15 protein-coding genes are annotated in these 18,346 nt (G+C 41.3%); 10 read left to right on the top strand and 5 right to left on the bottom strand.

What is annotated here, in order from left to right; translation table 11 throughout:
- Positions 1-65: 65 nt before the first annotated feature.
- Together fadA and fadB are read right to left on the bottom strand one after the other, a co-directional pair.
- A complete protein-coding gene (fadA, locus tag AX660_RS04650) occupies positions 66-1,229 on the bottom strand; it encodes an acetyl-CoA C-acyltransferase FadA (RefSeq protein ID WP_068373222.1) in 1,164 nt (387 codons plus the stop codon).
- 21 nt (positions 1,230-1,250) lie between these two features.
- Complete coding sequence (fadB, locus tag AX660_RS04645) at positions 1,251-3,410, bottom strand: fatty acid oxidation complex subunit alpha FadB (protein WP_068373219.1); 2,160 nt, start codon at positions 3,408-3,410, stop codon at positions 1,251-1,253.
- 238 nt (positions 3,411-3,648) lie between these two features.
- On the opposite strand from fadB, the gene AX660_RS04640 reads away from it, so the two are divergent.
- The 7 genes from AX660_RS04640 to AX660_RS23080 all read left to right on the top strand — a co-directional run bounded on the left by AX660_RS04640 (position 3,649) and on the right by AX660_RS23080 (position 9,603).
- The gene (locus AX660_RS04640; RefSeq protein ID WP_235594652.1) at positions 3,649-5,625 is read left to right on the top strand and encodes a transglycosylase SLT domain-containing protein; all 1,977 of its coding nucleotides are present in this window, start codon (positions 3,649-3,651) and stop codon (positions 5,623-5,625) included.
- Positions 5,626-5,798: 173 nt separating this feature from the next.
- Positions 5,799-6,680 (top strand): universal stress protein, encoded by an 882-nt coding sequence (locus tag AX660_RS04635; protein ID WP_068373216.1) that lies wholly within the window; start codon positions 5,799-5,801, stop codon positions 6,678-6,680.
- 100 nt (positions 6,681-6,780) lie between these two features.
- Entirely contained in the window at positions 6,781-7,689 is a 909-nt protein-coding gene (locus tag AX660_RS04630; RefSeq protein ID WP_068373212.1) for a DMT family transporter, read from the top strand.
- A 95-nt stretch (positions 7,690-7,784) separates the two neighbouring features.
- Complete coding sequence (locus tag AX660_RS04625; protein ID WP_068373208.1) at positions 7,785-8,153, top strand: hypothetical protein; 369 nt, start codon at positions 7,785-7,787, stop codon at positions 8,151-8,153.
- Positions 8,154-8,303: 150 nt separating this feature from the next.
- A complete protein-coding gene (locus AX660_RS04620; protein ID WP_068373205.1) occupies positions 8,304-8,561 on the top strand; it encodes a helix-turn-helix domain-containing protein in 258 nt (85 codons plus the stop codon).
- A 128-nt stretch (positions 8,562-8,689) separates the two neighbouring features.
- Positions 8,690-9,271 (top strand): hypothetical protein, encoded by a 582-nt coding sequence (locus AX660_RS04615; protein WP_131811758.1) that lies wholly within the window; start codon positions 8,690-8,692, stop codon positions 9,269-9,271.
- 83 nt (positions 9,272-9,354) lie between these two features.
- Positions 9,355-9,603 carry a hypothetical protein gene (locus tag AX660_RS23080; RefSeq protein WP_131811757.1) on the top strand — a complete coding sequence of 83 codons (249 nt, stop codon included), beginning with the start codon at positions 9,355-9,357 and terminating at the stop codon, positions 9,601-9,603.
- Positions 9,604-9,723: 120 nt separating this feature from the next.
- Here the strand turns inward: AX660_RS23080 and AX660_RS04605 are convergent, their stop codons facing one another.
- Positions 9,724-12,726, bottom strand: a complete 3,003-nt coding sequence (locus AX660_RS04605; protein ID WP_068375196.1) for a response regulator — start codon at positions 12,724-12,726, stop codon at positions 9,724-9,726.
- A 358-nt stretch (positions 12,727-13,084) separates the two neighbouring features.
- Here AX660_RS04605 and AX660_RS04600 point away from each other — a divergent pair, with 358 nt between their 5' ends.
- The 3 genes from AX660_RS04600 (at position 13,085) to AX660_RS04590 (ending at position 16,696) form a co-directional block, all read left to right on the top strand.
- Positions 13,085-15,061, top strand: coding sequence for a GumC family protein (locus tag AX660_RS04600; protein ID WP_068373196.1), 1,977 nt, complete (start codon positions 13,085-13,087; stop codon positions 15,059-15,061).
- A 16-nt stretch (positions 15,062-15,077) separates the two neighbouring features.
- On the top strand, positions 15,078-15,416 hold the full coding sequence (locus AX660_RS04595; RefSeq protein WP_068375193.1) for an MGMT family protein: 339 nt from the start codon (positions 15,078-15,080) through the stop codon (positions 15,414-15,416).
- 98 nt (positions 15,417-15,514) lie between these two features.
- Entirely contained in the window at positions 15,515-16,696 is a 1,182-nt protein-coding gene (locus tag AX660_RS04590; RefSeq protein ID WP_068373193.1) for an HD-GYP domain-containing protein, read from the top strand.
- 56 nt (positions 16,697-16,752) lie between these two features.
- Here the strand turns inward: AX660_RS04590 and AX660_RS04585 are convergent, their stop codons facing one another.
- Together AX660_RS04585 and nagA are read right to left on the bottom strand one after the other, a co-directional pair.
- A complete protein-coding gene (locus AX660_RS04585; protein WP_068373190.1) occupies positions 16,753-16,935 on the bottom strand; it encodes a hypothetical protein in 183 nt (60 codons plus the stop codon).
- 275 nt (positions 16,936-17,210) lie between these two features.
- Positions 17,211-18,344, bottom strand: a complete 1,134-nt coding sequence (nagA, locus tag AX660_RS04580) for an N-acetylglucosamine-6-phosphate deacetylase (protein ID WP_068373187.1) — start codon at positions 18,342-18,344, stop codon at positions 17,211-17,213.
- Positions 18,345-18,346: the final 2 nt, after the last annotated feature.

Below are 18,346 nucleotides of genomic sequence, written 5' to 3'. Positions count from 1 at the left end.
GCCATAATGCCCTTAGCGGTACATAAAAAAGGCGTCTTCCGACGCCTTAATCAAATTACCACGTATTATACGCGTTCAAATATGGTTGCTATGCCTTGGCCTAAACCAATACACATGGTGGCTAATCCAATGTTTACATCCTTGGCTTCCATCAAATTAATCAGAGTGGTTGAGATACGAGCACCCGAGCAACCCAATGGGTGCCCTAGAGCAATAGCCCCGCCGTTTAAATTAACTTTATCTTCATAGCTATCTATCCAGCCAAGCTGTTTGATACAAGATAATGCCTGAGCTGCAAAAGCTTCGTTAAACTCGGCCAGTTCGATATCGGCCATGGTTAAACCAGCACGTTTAAGGGCTTTTTGGGTGGCCGGTACTGGGCCAAAACCCATAATGGCTGCATCACAACCAGCAACAGCCATGGCGCGGATTTTAGCTCGTGGTGTTAAACCTAAGGCTTTGGCTTTGTCTGCAGACATTAACAACATCGCCGATGCGCCGTCAGATAAAGCTGAAGAGGTACCAGCAGTGACTGTGCCGTTAACCGGATCAAACACCGGACGCAGGGTCGCCATGCTTTGTGGTGTTGAGTCAGGGCGAATGGTGTCGTCTGCATCTATCAACTTTAATACACCGTCAGCATCATGCCCAAGGGTCGGTACTATTTCTGTGGCCCAGCGGCCTTCGACTGCGGCTGCATGAGCTTTTTGGTGAGAGCGTGCGCCAAAGGCATCTTGCATTTCACGGGTTATGCCGTTTTGACGACCTAGCAACTCGGCGGTTAAACCCATGCTGCCCGAAGCGCGTGCTGCTTGTAAGGCAATCGCCGGATGAAAATCTAAATTAAAATCCATCGGCACATGGCCCATGTGCTCAACACCACCAATCATGTATACATCACCACGGCCACTCATTATGCCACTGGCTGCATCATGTAAGGCTTGCATGGATGAACCACATAAACGGTTAACCGTTACAGCAGCCACACTGCGCGGAATGTCAGTTAATAACTGGGCATTACGAGCGATATTAAAACCCTGCTCTTTGGTTTGCTGCACACAGCCCCAGATGATGTCTTCAATCTCATTAGGATCAACTTTCGGATTACGGGCGACGAGTTGGCTCATTAAGTGAGCGGATAGTGTTTCGGCTCTAACATTGCGGAAAATACCGCCTTTAGAGCGCCCCATTGGGGTACGGATACAATCGATTATGACGACTTCTTTCATGTTCTTGTCCTCTGGCGCAAATTAGGCTGATTGAGAAAAATAAGATTTACCTGAGGCGGCCATTTGGCGCACGCCGTCGGAAATCTGATAAATCGGACCTAAATCCGCGTATTTGTCGGCTAAGGTGACAAAGTTGGTTAAGCCCATGGTTTCGATATAACGAAATACACCACCTCTAAACGGCGGGAAACCTAAACCATATAACAAGGCCATATCGGCTTCTGCGGCGCTGGCAACTATGCCTTCTTCTAAACAACGAATGGCTTCGTTAGCCATAGGGATCATCACACGGGCGATAATTTCATCAGCGTCGAAATCACGTTTAGCCGCACAATGTTCCGCAAACAAGGCGTAGGCTTCATCAGCCGCCGCTTTGGCAGGTTTACCACGTTTATCAATACTGAAGTTGTAAAAACCTTTGCCATTTTTCTGGCCCAAACGCTGAGCCTTATATAACAAGGTAACCGGATCATTGGCGATTTTTTGCATACGTTCTGGGATGCCATCAGCCATCACGCCAGAGGCATGATCAGCTGTGTCCATGCCGACTACGTCCAGCAAATAGGCAGGGCCCATAGGCCAACCAAAGATTTTTTCCATGACCTTATCCACCGCAACAAAATCTGCACCGTCGATAAGTAGTTGGCTAAATCCTGCGAAATAAGGAAACAATACGCGGTTGACTAAAAAGCCAGGGCAGTCATTCACTACGATCGGAGTTTTACCCATTTTTAAGGTCGCGGCAACTACGGCTGAAATAGTCGCTTCTGAGGTATTTTCGCCACGGATAATTTCTACCAGTGGCATTTTGTGTACGGGGTTAAAAAAGTGCATGCCACAAAAACGTTCTGGTTTATCCAGACTCTTGGCTAATTGATTAATAGAAATAGTCGAAGTGTTTGAACAGATGATCGCATCAGCGGCCACATGTTGCTCGGTTTCTTTGAGCACCATAGCTTTAACTTTAGGGTTTTCGACTACGGCTTCGATGACTAAATCACAGTCTTTGATAGCTGAATATTCGAGAGTAGGTACGATATTATTTAAGGTGCTTGCCATGGTCTTTGCATCTACTTTGCCAAGCTCCATGCCTTTACCCAATATCTTAGCTGCTTCTTTTAAACCTAAGTCTAAGGCTGGCTGGTTGATATCCTTCATGATCACCGGCGTGCCTTTAACGGCCGACTGATAAGCGATACCACCACCCATAATACCGGCACCTAATACCGCAGTTTGTTTAAGCTCTTTGGTCGCCGCTTTAGCCTGCTTTTTGCCTTTGGATTTAACTAGCTGATCCGCAAGGAAAATACCCACTTGGGCTTTAGCCGCAGCGGTTTTAGCCAGCTTGGTGAATCCTTGGTTTTCTAAAGCTAAGGCTTCATCACGGCCTAAACGTGCAGCATTAGCAACGGTCTCTACCATCATATGCGGCGCAGGATAATGTTTACCTGCTTGAGCAAATACCATGGCCTTAGCTGTGGAGAAGCTCATCATGCTTTCGTTTTTATTTAATTTAAGGGGGGCTTGTTTTTGCGCACGGCGTGCCTGCCAGTTAAATTTACCTGCGATGGCATCTTTTAGCATGCTGATAGCTGCATCAATGAGTTTGTCAGGGGCAACTACGGCATCCACCGCACCTTCATTTAACGCTTTATCTGCTTTGCGATCTCTTCCTGTGGTCATCCACTCTAGGGCATTATCTGCACCAATCAAGCGGGGCAAGCGTACTGTGCCACCAAAACCAGGCATCAAACCCAGTTTGACTTCTGGCAAACCAATACTGGCTGAGGTATCAGCCACTCGTAAATCACAAACCAGCGTCATCTCACAACCACCACCTAAAGCAAAACCGTTGATTGCCGCAATAGTAGGGAAAGGTAAATCTTCAAAATGATTAAAAGCTTGTGAAGTGTGAGCTACCCAAGTTAGTACTTCAGCTTCCGGCATATCAAACAATTCGGTGAATTCGGTAATATCTGCACCAACAATAAAAGTAGATTTGGCCGAACGAACTAATACGCCCTTCACTTCGGTATTATTTTTTAACGCTTCAGTGGCTGCGTATAACTCCGCCACAGTTTGTTTATCAAATTTATTGACTGAGCCTTGTGCGTCAAAGACTACTTCTGCAATGCCATCTTGCAGCAAGTTAACCTTAAGGCTTGAACCTGCGTATATCATTATTATCTCCTGTGGCGCTGGCCAAAGTGATTGAGGAGGCCAATAACTGGACTCCAGTGTAGGGTGAGGCTGATTCTTGTTAAAGAAAGATAAAAGGTCAACCGATTATAGCCAATATTCATCAATGAAATAACATGTGGGTAGTAGACTTGTTTTCAACTGGTCATTCCAGTGAAATTTATTATTTTTTACGATTTAGTTAAAATACCCAGCCTAATCCCTGCTTAAGTTTGCTAAGATGAACGACGGTTTTTTTTCACTTAGTGGTATGAAAAGCGCAACTCTTCGTCAATATATTCTGGGTTTATTGCTGGCTTCGGCCGCTGTTACGCCAGTTTTAGCCAATGTGCCACATGCTAAACTTAGCATCGAGGCTCAACGTCAATTATTTATTCGGGCAGAAACGCTAGCCGATAAACCTAAAAATCAGCTTTATCAAAAATGGTTAGTGCAATTAGAGGATTACCCGCTAACACCTTACTTAGAGCAAAAATCACTCATCAGCTATCCGTATCTGTCTAATCGCGACGCCATTGAAAAATTTTTAGTGGATTACGCCGAATCGCCATTAGACCGTCCGCTGCGTAAAAAATGGTTGGAATATCTGGTTAAACAGAATAAATCGGAAGTGTTTTTAACATCTTATCGATATATAGGTGAAGAAGACTTAGCCTGTAAACAAATTGAATTTATGCTGGATCAGCCTGACTTAAAAGCCCAAGCTTTCAAACAGATAGAAGCACTTTGGGTAGTAGGTGAGTCTCAGCCCAAAGCTTGCGACAAAATTTTTAAGGTATGGCAGGCAGCAGGCTTGAGAACTCCGCAGTTAGTTTGGCAACGTTTAGTACTCGCGGCTGATGGTGGCGATGCTACCTTGATCCCCTATTTAAAAACCCTGTTGCCTGATAATCAAAAATACCTAGCGGATTTGTGGTTAGCCGTCAGGCGCTCGCCCAGTCAGGTCAGTCGTTTATCAAATTTTCCAAAAACATTTCCCGAACGAGAAACACAGATTATCACCTACGGCTTGTCACGTTTGGTGTGGAATGACAGAGATTTAGCCTTACGTAGTTGGCAAAAACTTGAAAAAGGCTTTCCTTTTACGCTTACACAACAGCAAGAAATTGCTGAAAAATTCGCGGTTGCATTGGCCATTATTAATCATGCCGACTCGGAAGAATGGCTAGAAAAAGCAGCGACTGCAAGTCAAGACGAAGAGTTACTGCGCTGGCACCTTGCCCATGTATTACGCCATCGTAATTGGCAACACGCCTTAGATGTTATCGATTTTGCCCCACAAAAGTTAAGTGACGAATACTTGTTTCAATATTGGCGAGCTCGCGCTTATGAAGAAATCAAAGCACCAGAACAAGCAAGGCAAACCTATGAAAAACTAGCTGACCAACGACATTATTATGGCTTTTTAGCCAGTGGTAAACTTGCACGTAAAACCAATTTGAATAATTTGCCATTAAAATTCACTCAGCAGGAGTTGGATTCTGTTGGCAACTTACCTGCCGCGCAGCGTGCCTTTGAATTTCGTCATTTAGGCCGCCAGCTTAGCGCGCGACGTGAATGGATCTTTTTACAAAGTCAGCTAAATGAACAACAGCTCAAAATTGCTGCAGTATTAGCCGATCAACAAGGCTGGCATGATCAGGCTATTTTTACCTTTTCAAAGGCGGGTTATTTAGATGATTTGTCCCGTCGTTTTCCTATGGCCTTTGATCAAACGCTTAAAAGCAATGCGCAGAAAAATAACATTGATCCAGCTTGGGCTTTTGCCATTGTTAGACGAGAAAGCTCGTTTATGCCTGATGCTTATTCAGAGGCAGGTGCTCAAGGTTTAATGCAAGTTTTACCAGGTACAGCAAGCTATATCGCCAAAACAAAAATTAGTTCATCGTCGCTTTATGATCCCGAAACCAACGTGGAGTTGGGTACTCAATATATGCGTTACCTGATGGATAAAATGGATAATAACGCTATCTTAGCCACCGCATCTTACAACGCGGGTTGGCGCCGAGTAAAAAATTGGTTACCTGAAAAAGACAGTGTACCTATGGATTTATGGGTCGAAACTATCCCTTATAAAGAAACCCGTAACTATGTTAAAGCCGTGCTTGCTTATCAGCAGATATACAGTGAGCAATTAGGCAATAGTGAAAATAAATTTAAAGACTTAGCGAATATGCGGATCTCGCCTAGAAGCTAATGCTGTTTAGCTTTATTTAACAACAATTATATAGTAGCGTTTCTATAAGGCAGGGAAGTAAATCTAGCTATTTGATTTATATTAATAAAGTCAAAACTCGTCGACACTCATTATCCAAAGTTCAGATTTTTTAGATTATCTATCAACATCAGCACAAATATGCAGGTTAATACATGAAAATTGACAATATTTTAGTGATTTCAGATAAACAGGATAAACAGCAAAAAGCGCTGGCTCACGGTAAACTTATGGCTGAGCGTTATGGAGCAAAATTACACGTAGTTGCGTTTAGTTATGAACATCTGGACAGTCTGTCCCATAGTTTAAGCAAAGCGCAAATCGAGCAAGCCAAAGAGCAAATTTTGCTACATCATCAACAATGGTTAAATAAACAAGTTGAACAACATGAATTACAAGATTGCTCAAGCACCGAAGTGGTATGGGCAAAAGACCTAGCAACATGGGTGATTAATCATTGCAGCTCAAAGTCATACAGCCTTATCATTAAAACGGGGCATCGCAGCGAAAAAGCCTTCTATGTGCCCACCGATTGGCATTTAATGCGCAACGGTTTAGTGCCTGTGATGTTGGTAGCGGATAAAAAGTGGCAAAAAAAGCGCGCTATCATGGTCTCCCTTGATATGGCTACTAAGGTGAGATCCAAACAAACCTTAAACAAAAAATTAGTCGATGCAGCCAATACACTGTCATCAGCGACCGGTATGCCAGTGCACTATTGTTTTTGTTTACCCTTATCTCCCGTGCTTAAAGATCTTGGTTTGGTTAACAAAAATGCCGCCATTGAAAAGGCAAAACTGAAGTATTTGCCACTGATCAATAAGATGTTGGGTGAACAAGAGGTTAGTGCTGACCATATTCATATCAAAGCCGGAGAAGCCAGCAAAGTCATTCCAAGTGTTGCCTCAAAAATAGCCGCAGAATTGGTTATTATTGGTAGTGTTGGACGTAAAGGCCTTAAAGCAAAACTAATGGGTAATACCGCAGAAAGTATTTTAGCCTTATTAAAAACTGACGTAATGGTGATCCAGCCTTAATAATACGTATATACCCAAGCAACTTGCTGAAACTCGTATATTCAGTTTGTTTGGGTACATAGTTGGTCAAACAAGCGAATTGGGATTATAAAACTAGCTCATGTCAGACAAACTACTACTCGTCGTGGCGGCTCTGACTTCGTTAACCTGGGGACTAACCGGTATTTTTATACGCTTATTGCCGCCGGTTTCACCTGTGTTAGTGGCATCACTTCGCTTGTTTGTCGCGTTATTAGTTACCTTGCCGTTTATTTTTCTGTTACAAAATCGCCAACATGGTTTCGCGCTTGTCTGTAAACGCCCTATCGCCTATGTACTTGCCTTACTGCTAGTTGCCTACTATTTGTTGGCAACTATAGCGTTTCAGGTGGCTCCGGTAGCCGAAGTTGCTTTACTGCTGAGTACGGCTCCTTTGTTTGTGCTGGCATTGCGTTGGATGTACGGTACAAAACCTGCTGTAGTGGAGGTAGTAGGCGCCTTGTTAGCCCTCAGCGGCATGATAGTTATTATGTCGCCTCAAATAATTAACAGTGGGCACTTATCCTGGCAACAGGTGCTTGGCGACATTGCGGCAATAATGGCAGCAATAATGACTGCGCTTTACGCTTTTTGGTTTAAAAAATTAGCTGAACAAGGCAAAGCACCCGAAGCAAGTGGCGTTGCATTATTAACCTTTGCCATGGGGAGTATTATATTGGCACTACTAGTTGCAACAACGGGTAAGATGGGGGATTTTTCTGAACTAGATAGTCGGTCGTGGTATTTGTTCATCGCTCTGGGTGTATTAAGTACGGCCATCCCTACTTTTGGATTTGCCCTTGCCTCTAAACGACTGCCTGCCATTATTACCGCCTGTATTTCGTTATTTATTCCTGTGTTTGCGGGGATTTTTGCTTTTTTGATCTTAGGTGAATATTTGAATCTACACTTTTTGCTAGGTTCGTTATTAGTAATAAGTGGGGTTATTTTGATAGTTCGTCAAGCTCATGTTAAAACCTCGAGGGATTAATCAAACTTAGATCAGCAACCAGACTGGCTATTAAAGAGAAGCCAGCTACTTTAAACATTGGATTAGTATTTAGTAATTAATCAACGGAGCTCGAAATGCCTGTCAAAGACATAGCCATCTTTAAAAGTACCCTGAATAATCGTCACTGGATGTCTTTGTTGGTGCTGTTGTTTTGTAGCGCATGCAGTCAAATAGACGCAGAAACTCAAGCAAAAATTGATTACTGGGATCAACAAGCAAATATTATGACCTTGCTTGGGCCGCAAAAAGAAGAGGTTTTTGCTTGGGTTTATGCCATTGATCCCGATGCCAACTACTCAGGAACAAGCTTAATTGCTAAGCTTGAGACGCTAAGCAATAAAGATGCGCCGGATGATAAACGTTGCATCATTCTTTCGATAAAATTTGGTGAACGCGAACGTGTAGTACAACACAGAGTTTCGCTGAAAAAACGTTGTGACTAACTCGCTTAAAAACGTTGTGTCAACACACTTAAGCTATGTAAGGCGTTTCTGCAGATCCAAAGTAGGACCAAAAGAAGAAAATTCTTTACCTACATCAAGCATTACGATAAATTTCTGGCGTAAATTTTAATCCAAGTAGTATGGTGCAGTATGGGAAGACGTAACAAGTTCGACGGAAAAATGCTCCAAGAGCTGCGTAAAAAAACGCCATATTCGCAGCTTGAGTTAGCGCAAATTTTAGGCATTAGTCGCGAAACTGTATCGGCCATTGAAAACGAAAAGCCCGGCACTATTGACAATATTAGTATCGAGATAATCCGCAAATGGCACGAAGCCTGCCAAGGGCATATAGACGACACAACCGAATATAATTTTAAAGTACTGATTACTAAATTCTTTGGTTTTTAAACGTGTTGGTCAAACACCTTATAAACCCAGTAATCATCTTGTTGTTAACCATAACATGCATCATTTTAGGAATTTATAGTTACGGGGTACCACTTCTGTTTGATTGTGTAAGCACTGCCGCATTTGTTGTGATTGCTTTTACATTCCGCCATAACATCGATATAAAAACAGTTTGCATACTATTATTAATCGAAAACATCATCATTAATCTGGCGTTTTTAAGTTTAAATAATAATCTTATTTATACCGCCGCAGTATTTGCATTTACCGCGATTACCTTGTGGTATGTTCGAACAGACAAACTCGCCAAACCTATTGCGATATTGCTTGTTATCACCCTGTTGGCAGAAATTTATTGGTATCAAACAGATCATCCCGCTCCACAAATATATTTTTATTTTTTCAAAATAAGCCTGAGTCTGATAGTGCGTTTTTTACTGCTCTACCGACCACATGGCCTAAATTATTATCTAGACAGTGGCGCAAACATCCTGCGTTTAGACTGGTTTGTTTACAAAACCATATGGGTATCCTGTGTGATTGAATGCGCCATGATCTGTGAGTTTTTAATTCGCCACACGCTCAAAATAAACGCTCTATATATCTATTATTCGTACGAATACATCATGCATGCATTGGCCGTGTGGGTACTGTGGTTAGTGGTGCGTGAAGCGATAAAACTGCAACAACAAAGTCTCATTCAAGCCTAACAGAAGAAAAGCAATCATTACTGTGGTATTAGTAAAATGTGGAAACAAATCCACATTTAAATAACTAATATCGGAGTAAAAAAATGCAATTCACTAAAATAAAATGGTTATGTACCCTGATCACTGTCACTTTATTCGCTGTTTCTGGCTTGGCAAATGCTGCAACCAACGGCACTAAAACACCACCGTTAATGTCTACTAACGGCACTAAAACACCACCACTAATGTCTACCAATGGCACCAAAACACCGCCATTGATGTCGACCAATGGCACTAAAACACCACCACTAATGTCTACCAACGGTACCAAAACACCACCTTTAAGCTATTAAATCCGTATAGCAGTTGACGCTCTTTTTGCTGCGTCAACTGCTCCAAACCCTTAGATTTATTCAGCCACTATTAACTGGAGTATGGTAACTGAAGTATGGCTAAATATTGGTTGGTGTAAGCTACAACTCAGTCAATATATTGGGGCTTAGCGCGTGTTTGAGCTGGGACAGGTGCATTTTTAGCTGCTGAATAAGTGGAGCAGTGAGATAAGGATTACAGTCACCTTGTATAAATAATACTTCGAGTTGTTCACATGCTTCGATGGAGCCTAACAATGCACATTTTTTAATGTGCGGTTGAAAATCATTTAAATAGACCAGAGCACTATTTACGGTATTGTCAGCGAGGGCATCCAACATATCCTGAAAGCTATGTTCTGCCACATTAAGCAACTCATAAAGAGCATACAAAAATTGCTCAACGCTATTATGGTGATTAACAATGCCCTGCGGAATATCCACCTGCGGTAAGTTAGCGCATTGGCGGCTCAATAACAGTGCTTTTGGTAAGGTATAACTCAGCGCAATTTCATCATCTTGCAAGGCCGATTGTTCAATATCCGCAAATTTTTCGCTGACCAAATCAAAGCCAAAAGAACTCGCAGAGCCTCTTATTCTATGAGCAACTTCGCTGATCTGGGTTAAGTCTTTTTGTTGCCAAGCACTTTCAATTTTTTGTAATTGGATTAACAGCTCTTGCTGATAATCTCTGATCAAAACCAACATATCTTTTTGCTGTAAGTGACTTTGCGCGGCGCTATGTTTGCTTAAATACTTAGCCAACTTGGCAACAAAATGGTGGCGTGACAACGGCTTAGCCAAATGATCAGAAAAGCCCAATCGCAAATAATGTTGCACTTCATGTTTCATGTTATTAGCCGTAAGGGCAATAACTGGGGTGTGATTACCCGCCGCTCTGATTTGTTTTAACGCTTCGCAGCCATCTAGTTGTGGCATGTGAATATCCAACAGCAATAAATCAAATTGCTGATAAAACAGGGTATCAAGTACTTGTTGACCATTTTCTACTTCAGTCACGCTAATATTCATGCGTCTGAGTAAGATCGCAATCAGCTCTCTGTTACTCGGATGATCATCGGCCAACAACACTCGATTACCGGAAAAATCGGGCAAAGAAACGGTTTTAATGGTTTTGGTTGGAGTGGCCTGCCAAATTTCACTTACAGAACTGATCCACGGTGAGTTTTCTACCACATTCAAATCAATGTGTAAGGAAAAGGTGGAGCCTTTGCGTGGCACACTGTCAACTTGAATATCACCACCTAAACCACGAGCTAAACGTTGTGAGATACTTAAACCTAAACCCGTTCCCCCCTTACGTCGATTGATAGAACTATCGGCTTGAGCAAAGGGCTGAAACAATTGTTTAAGTTGGGTGGTTGAAATGCCCTCACCAGAATCTTTTACCTTGATGCTAAGTTGCCCATGTTCAATAGCCACTGACAAGCCAATAAAACCCTGCTCAGTAAACTTAAGTGCATTGTTGGTTAAGTTAAATAGGATCTGCCTCAAACGAGTTGGATCAGTATAAATTTGCGCGGGCAATGGGTATTGGTAGTCCAGATGAAAGGCCAACCCTTTGTCCCTCGCTCGTTTGCCTACCACTGATTCTATCTGCGCCAACACCGCAAAAAGTGGAGTTGGGATTGCTTCAAATTCGAGTTTATTTGCTTCAATTTTGCTGATATCAAGAATATCGTTGATCACAGCTAATAGATGGTTACCATTCTCAGCAATGATTTTGGTTACTCGTTCTTGCTCCGATTTATCAATATCACCCATCAATATGCCATCGGCATAACCTATGATAGAAGTAAGCGGAGTGCGTATTTCATGGCTCATCGTTGCCAAAAAACGTCCTTTAGCTAAATTGGCCTCGAGTAACTCACTGTTGGTTTGCTCTAGTTGCAGATTGGCTTGGGTTAACTCTTTAGTACGTTGCTCAACAGTGTGTTCTAGACTAGTGGTGAGATCAATATTTTTTAAATTAAGTAAACGCACCTGAGCGGCCAAAGCAAAGGCTAACAACAAACTATCAAGACTGTTGCCTATCAGACCAAGTAAATAAATATTGATGTTGAAGCCAGGTAAAATACCCAAATTCATCAAATTACCCACTGAGTTGGGCAGTAATACGGCCAGTAATGCCCAGATAAAATAACGTGCCGGTGTATAACCCTGTCGCCAAGCAGTTAATCCCGCATATAAACCAATAAACAACGCCGCCGAGGTCAAGATTGAGGCAAGATACAAACCAAGCCCTTGGTTATAAAAGGCGAATGGTAAAGCCAATAGTGAAGCGGCTGCGGTTATTTTAAATGCTAGGGTAGTACGAGGTGCTTGTTGCGCTGTTTTTAAAAACTGCATGTAAAAATAACATGAGAAAAACGCCCCAATGATATAACTGGGCATTAACCAAGACGTTGATGAGCCTAAGCCCATAAATTCGGGCAGGCCAAACACACTCGCCCAACCCAGGGTAAAAGCCAGTGTTGCTAAGGCATAGTGTAAATATTGGTATTGTTTTACCACCCAGAAGATAAATAAATTAAACACACCTAAGGCTAAGCAAATGCCCAAACACAACAAAATTAGTACTTTTTCCAGATTAAACTGCTGCACCAGTTGATGGTAGGGTTGCACTAGGATTTTTGTGGGTGCAAAAAAATAATCACTTTTAAAAACCAGCATAATGGTTTTGCTCTGCCCAGGTTTGATAGTTAACCTAGCGCCATAATGAAAGTCTTCTTGATTAATTACATCATGGCCAGATAACACCTTAGTTAATGCCTTGTTGGCATCAAAACTATGTATTTCAATATTGGCGATAACCGAGCCATAAGGATAAACAAACCACTCTGACTGTTGACTGTCGTTATAAATTTCAAAAATTGAAAGAAAGGCATCGCCAAACGTATTGGTTTTTTGATGGGGTGTTAAGCTGCCTAACCAAGCCGGTAAGTTTGCACTTAACTGAGGTATAGGTCGTTGATTTTCACTTAGTTTAAAATAACGCAGCTGTTGACTAATATCCTGTTGAGCAAATTCAGAGACATTAAATCGGACTATGGTTGTACTGGCCGCAAAACTCATCTGAGTCATGCCAGTAAACAAGATCAAAAGGCAACAATAAAGATATCGGATTAAGTTCAAGAATACTGCTGTGATATAGTAATGTTAGATATTTATCTGACTCTATCACAATATGTTCGCATAACAGTAGTTATGCTAAAGTCGGCAAGTCAAATTAAACCTTTTGTTCAAGATTGCTCTAAAACATTTAGTGTCGTTTTTACAATTTTGAATCGTTTACCTACTGAACGTTTTTCAAATTATGGTTTAAATTTATCGCCATCTTGAATACGAATAATCGAAACTAAAGTGAATATTGTAGATTACTAACAAATCCATCGGTTTTAGGTAATTTACAGAATGTGGTTACAAAAAATGGAATTGAATTATGTTTTTTAAGCAAAAAGTGGATTATTTACCTAACGAACACCTTGCAAATACCGCAGCCTTACAACGTGAGGTTCAATTAAAAAGACTGCAAGGTCAGAAATGGCAAATATTAGTAGGTACATTCTTTTTTATTTTTGTGTTGGCCAACATTTTTATATGGAGCCGACCTAGTCTTTATCAAAGCCAAGCAATTATGCAGTTTATGGCTGCTAATCCCTTAGATGAAAAAAATCCTAGTTTTCTACAACAATATTTAGAAGCAAATCAGCAGCGCCTCATGAGTGATAGTGTCATCGCAGGGCTAAGTGATAACTTATTGAAAAACCATCAAATAGACATTGATTTCCCTGATTTAATTAACATGCTTTCGATTAACGCCAGTAATTCAGGAAATGTGGTAACCATAGAAGCAAAAGGACAAAATAAGGAGCAACTTAAACCGGTAGTAGATACTTTGTTAGCTACTTATATTCAAAATTTGGAAGGTGAAAACCAAACTAATAATAGTGATGAAGTAAAGGTATTAACAGATAGGTTGCAGGAGCTTGAATTCAAAATAAATCAGCAGCGCACTAAGGTAGAAAGTTATGCCGCAGATAATCAAATCATTTCGCTCGTGCGGGATGAAAATCAAATACTCAGTAAAATAAAAAGCTTAAGTGCCAATCTTGATACTGCCGAAGCTGAAAACAACCAAGCCTTTGCTACTCTTGAAAGTTTACATCGTGCATTGAAGTCAGGTGAAGTGATCATCGATCCTACGGATAAAGCATCAATAAATGAAACTCGTACAAAACTACAATTGTTGAATGAAGAGTTAAAAGCTTTAAGTGATAAGTATACGGCAGAATATATGGCGAGAGATCCCTTAATAGTGGCAAAACAACAAGCACAAGAGGGGCTTGAAAACACGCTCGAACAACAAATTAAAAACAGCCAAGAAACCTATTTACAAGTCAGTCAACGCAATCTCGACACCACTACTAAAAAAGTATCTTTGACGCAAACTCAATTAATTGAACAACGGAAGCTTGCACAGCAATTTAATCAACAGTTAGATCAATATAAACGTTTAAGCACGGAACTTGACGACCTACAATTACAAAAACAAACTTTACATGCACAGTTAGTAGAAATAGAACTGGCTAAACCATTTGAAGTGAAAATAATGGTGCTCGAACCGGCGAGTCGAGCTGAATTTCCAATCGGCCCCGATTATTGGCGAGATACTTTTTTTGCCTTAATATTGGCCTCAATTTTATCTCTACTTGCACTGTTTATTTTCAGTTATATCGTCAGACCTCCTACTGAAAAAAATGACACTCCTAATATTGTTGTTGTGCCACAATATTCTTCTGCTGATCCAATGCTAATGGCAGAGCAACACTACAAATTAGAGCAGCAAAAAATGGCAGCCGCTACCCTTGGAATAGCTCAGTCCCCTTCATTGCGACTTCTAAGTATTAATGAAAGTAAAGCGCTATACGAAGCAGCGAATACTCAAGGTAAGTTGCTCATAGGCTTATTATTTTGTGGTGTTTCATTAGACGAAATTGAGAATATAAAAAAATCAGATTTTGCGATAACTGATGCTCAATTGTGTATAGATGGAGTATCTACTCGCAAACTCAATATTCCACAGGAGTTGGCAACCCTATTAGCCAAACAATGTGATAACCATACTGATAATCCATCGATATGGTCTAACACAATGAATATGAGCAATTTAAACGAACACATAATAAACACCGCTTATGATGCTGAGCTTGAATTACCTGACCTCATTTCGCTGGAGGTTATACGCCAAACCTATATTGCTTATCTGGTTGATCAAGGTGTACGTCTTAATGAGCTCGAATTAATCTGTGGCTATATTACTCCGTCAGCCTTGTCCCATTTCCGTCAGGCGAAAAAAGTAGCGAAATCTACACCATTGGAGCATGTTCAGACCATTTATCCATTTTTTACCGTTTAAGCGCCAACAAAACAATATGGCATCGAAACAACAACGTATTTGGCAAACTGTAATCTTAATACCTTCGGGAAAAGTGGCTTCTTACGGACAAATTGCGGATTTGGCCGGTCTACCTGGTCGCGCTAGATTAGTCGGTAAAGTGTTGGCGCAGGTACCCGATACACTTAATCTTCCGTGGTATAGAGTTCTTAGGTCAAACGGCCAGTTAGCTTTTCCAAAGGGCTCAGAGGAAGCTAAAACTCAAACTGGATTGTTACAACAAGATAACATTGTGGTACTTAATCATCGAGTAAAGCTAAAAGATTTCCAATGGCAACCAGATTTAGCTGAAATATTATGGAAATTAACCTTTTAAGTGAATAATATGAATGACTTGTTAATGTGACATTCGCAAACAATTTGTATTTATAGACAAACCATAATGTCTGATAGACCTAGAAGAGAAGTCAATTAGTGCTAAAAACCATCAGCATAGAAGAACTGCAAAAAGGCATGTTTGTTGATTCCATCGCGGCACAACAAGGTAATATGAAAATTACCAGTCGCGGCCGAGTTTCAAACGATAAGCAAATTACAAGTTTAAGAAAACAAGGCATCATGTCTCTTGTTATTGACTTAAGTAAACAACTGCCTGGGTCATCAGAACCTGCTCAAGAATTACCAACAGAAACAACGGTTAAGCCTCCTGCAGAAATATCTTTTGCGCAGGAAATTGCTGTCGCCGCAGCCTTACATACTAAAGGTAAGGCTATTCAAAAACGCATGTTTGATAGTGTGGCTAAAAGTTTGCCCTTGGATTTGGCGATCCCAGAAGAGTTTACCGGTAACTTAGTATCGTCCATTGACCGTAATCCTAATGCCTTGTTGTGCATGACAAAAATCCGGGAAAAAGATTCCTATTTGCTTGAGCATTCGCTGAATGTTGCCATCTTGCTGGCAAACTTTGCTAACCATGTGGAGTTAAGTGAAGAAGAAGTACAAGAATTAGCTCTGTCGGGTTTTTTACATGACATAGGTAAAATTAAGATCCCTGACTCCATCTTGCATAAACCAGGGAAACTGACTGATCAAGAGATGAACATCATGCGCGATCATGTTTATTTCGGCACAAAAGTACTGACGGAATTAGGCCTGCCCGAATCTATCATCAGAACAATAAGTGAGCACCACGAACGACTTGATGGTTATGGCTATCCTGAAGGAGCGAGAGGTGACGATATCAGTTTATTTGGGCGCATGATCGCCATCGTTGATACTTATGATGCCATCACTGCAGAGCGTTGTTATAAACCGGGCATGCCATCACAAAAAGCATTGCAAATTATCTTGCAGGACGCGCCCGATAAATACGATTTAGAGCTGGTGAAAAAGTTTATTAAGTGTATTGGAGTGTATCCGGTGGGTAGTTTAGTCAGGCTTAATAACGAAAAAATTGCCATGGTGATAAAACAACATCCAGTGCATTCAACCAAACCCTTGGTCAAAGTTTTTTATTCGGTCAGAGGTAGTCATTATCTCCCACCGACAGAAGTCGATCTGAGTAAAAGCAGTAACACTAAAATCGAAAAAGCAGTGGTCGCCAGTGAATACCGTTTGGATTTTAATAAATATTTTAGTGAATCAATCGCTATTTAGGCTACAACTGGCGCAAAGCCATTACTGTAAAGAGCTATGGTAGCAATTAATTAAACTCATCGGTTTTCTAGTTGTTTTAGGATTACGCTCACCTGATCGGCTGTCACGTCAGAAGGGCACACCCCTTTACTCACCAAGGCAACCCTTATACCTTCTGCATCACAACTTGAGAACTCAGCACTATTTTTTTGTAAATAACGGCTGAGTTGATTTTGCATATTTCGTGTTAAACAAGACATAATATCACCTTAAACTACAAGGAATTTCCTCAAACAACAGATAAACACTATCTGTAATAACTTCAGTAGTTGTTCAGCATAAATCGTTCCACTAAATAATATTGTATATTAACAATACCTTAAGTAATTTGGTGAAACTTAATATTTAGCTTATGTAAATTATTCCGACAATCCTTATGATTAATAAATTCGGACATCACTCAGCATCCTTACTACCTTTATCGGCATCAAAGCCAAAGAAGTAAACTTAGCGAAGGGTGGGCCCAAACATATGCTTAAGCCTTATAAATTTGATTGCCTGCTAGCCAAGTTTGCTTAACATCTAAATTTGCATTTAAGCTAAGCCAATCAGCAGCATAACCTGCTTTAATACGACCGAATGATTGATCTAATCCAAGAAACTTTGCTGGCGTTAAAGAGGCCATTTGTAGGGCCTGGGCCAATGGTATCCCTAAACTCTGGTGAGTATTACGTACCGCACTGGCCATATCTAAGGCAGAGCCAGCCAGAGTGCCTCCAGCAATGGTTAACTTGTCGCCTTGCCGTGTGATTTCCATATCTAAAAATGTTTCGGTGAGTTGTTCGCTGCCCACATGAGACATCGCATCAGTGACCAACATAATTTGCTCAGTACCTTTGCACTTAATCGCTAGTTTGCAACTTGCATGGCTGACATGATGATGATCAACGATCAATCCACAAAAAGCTTTGTCGTTTAACAAGGCGGTGCCAACCATACCTGCTTCACGACCCGTTAAGGGAGACATAGCATTATACAAATGCGTGAAACCAGTGGCACCGGCTTGTAGAGCTAGCTCTACTTGTTCGGCACTGGCATTAGAATGCCCTAAACACACCAAAACACCCCGTTTAACTAATTCGCTAATCACATCTGGGGATACATTTTCTGGCGCCAAAGTAACAATCACCTTGCCCATATCTTGGCGAGTAAACAGTGCCAGCTCTTTATCCGTGATTGAGCGAATATGGTTTTGTGGATGAATCCCTTTTTTAGGTTGACTTAAATGAGGCCCTTCAAAATGAATACCACAAACGCCAACTAATTTACTGGCAATCGCCTCAGCCATGGCATCCGCTGCTGCCAACATAGTTGCATAAGCGTCAGTGATCAGCGTAGGCAACATATTGGTCGTACCAAAAGCTTGATGAGCCTGTGACATGGTAACAAGGCTTGCAAGGCTGGGGCGGTTATTAAATAACACCCCACCGCCGCCATTCACTTGTACGTCAATATAACCTGGTACCAATAATCCATCGATATGATGTTCTGCTTGCTCAGCAGAGCCACTAGATAGTCCGATTATTTTTCCATCCAGCACTTCAATACACTGGTGTTGCCTGAATTCATCACCGTCAAATAGTTGAGCTGCGTAAAATGTCTGTTTCATCT

The sequence above is a fragment of the Paraglaciecola hydrolytica genome (assembly GCF_001565895.1).
GTDB classification, from domain to species: Bacteria; Pseudomonadota; Gammaproteobacteria; order Enterobacterales; family Alteromonadaceae; genus Paraglaciecola; species Paraglaciecola hydrolytica.
This window is presented reverse-complemented; position numbering and strand designations above follow the sequence as displayed.

Excerpts from the sequence above, each read along its gene's own strand:
- AX660_RS04630 (WP_068373212.1), top strand. The coding sequence starts at position 6,781 with ATGTCAGACAAACTACTACTCGTCGTGGCGGCTCTGACTTCGTTAACC.
- AX660_RS04605 (WP_068375196.1), bottom strand. The coding sequence starts at position 12,726 with ATGACTCAGATGAGTTTTGCGGCCAGTACAACCATAGTCCGATTTAAT.
- AX660_RS04625 (WP_068373208.1), top strand. The coding sequence starts at position 7,785 with ATGCCTGTCAAAGACATAGCCATCTTTAAAAGTACCCTGAATAATCGT.
- nagA (WP_068373187.1), bottom strand. The coding sequence starts at position 18,344 with ATGAAACAGACATTTTACGCAGCTCAACTATTTGACGGTGATGAATTC.
- AX660_RS04620 (WP_068373205.1), top strand. The coding sequence starts at position 8,304 with ATGGGAAGACGTAACAAGTTCGACGGAAAAATGCTCCAAGAGCTGCGT.
- AX660_RS04640 (WP_235594652.1), top strand. The coding sequence starts at position 3,649 with ATGAACGACGGTTTTTTTTCACTTAGTGGTATGAAAAGCGCAACTCTT.
- AX660_RS04600 (WP_068373196.1), top strand. The coding sequence starts at position 13,085 with ATGTTTTTTAAGCAAAAAGTGGATTATTTACCTAACGAACACCTTGCA.
- AX660_RS04595 (WP_068375193.1), top strand. The coding sequence starts at position 15,078 with ATGGCATCGAAACAACAACGTATTTGGCAAACTGTAATCTTAATACCT.
- AX660_RS04585 (WP_068373190.1), bottom strand. The coding sequence starts at position 16,935 with ATGTCTTGTTTAACACGAAATATGCAAAATCAACTCAGCCGTTATTTA.
- AX660_RS23080 (WP_131811757.1), top strand. The coding sequence starts at position 9,355 with ATGCAATTCACTAAAATAAAATGGTTATGTACCCTGATCACTGTCACT.
- fadB (WP_068373219.1), bottom strand. The coding sequence starts at position 3,410 with ATGATATACGCAGGTTCAAGCCTTAAGGTTAACTTGCTGCAAGATGGC.
- fadA (WP_068373222.1), bottom strand. The coding sequence starts at position 1,229 with ATGAAAGAAGTCGTCATAATCGATTGTATCCGTACCCCAATGGGGCGC.
- AX660_RS04635 (WP_068373216.1), top strand. The coding sequence starts at position 5,799 with ATGAAAATTGACAATATTTTAGTGATTTCAGATAAACAGGATAAACAG.